The sequence below is a fragment of the Pseudoalteromonas sp. S1727 genome, assembly GCF_005886375.1.
Lineage (GTDB): Bacteria > Pseudomonadota > Gammaproteobacteria > Enterobacterales > Alteromonadaceae > Pseudoalteromonas > Pseudoalteromonas haloplanktis.
Map to the genome: position 1 here is coordinate 1 of NZ_PNDT01000148.1, position 347 is coordinate 347.

Annotated in this window: 1 protein-coding gene; it reads right to left on the reverse strand. The window is 42.1% G+C overall.

Annotation, left to right across the window (positions count from 1 at the left end; translation table 11 throughout):
• Positions 1 to 16: 16 nt before the first annotated feature.
• On the reverse strand, positions 17 to 347 hold a 331-nt coding region (locus CWB85_RS21045; protein ID WP_138555949.1), incomplete at its 5' end, for an HAD-IA family hydrolase.

A 347-nucleotide genomic window follows, 5' to 3' on the forward strand; every position in this document is an offset into this window, starting at 1 on the left:
TTGCAAATTTATTCGCCTAAGTTTCTAGTTGTATTTTGCCGTCTTTAACTAAAATACAGTCCATACCAGCCGCCGCTGCTGCCTGATAACCTATTTGCGTGTCTTCGAACACCACACAATGATTTGGCTGTACACCAATTTGTTTGGCAACGCTTAAAAAGGTTTCTGGGTGTGGTTTACCGTGACGAACATCACTGGCCGTGACTAACGCATCAATTTTATCGATTAAACCGGTATGAGTTAAATGGTCGATGGCATGTGCGCGATCTGCACCAGTACCTACGCCAATTGGCATTTTGCCATGGTAATAATTTAATATATCGACAGTCTCAGTAATGATTTCTGGT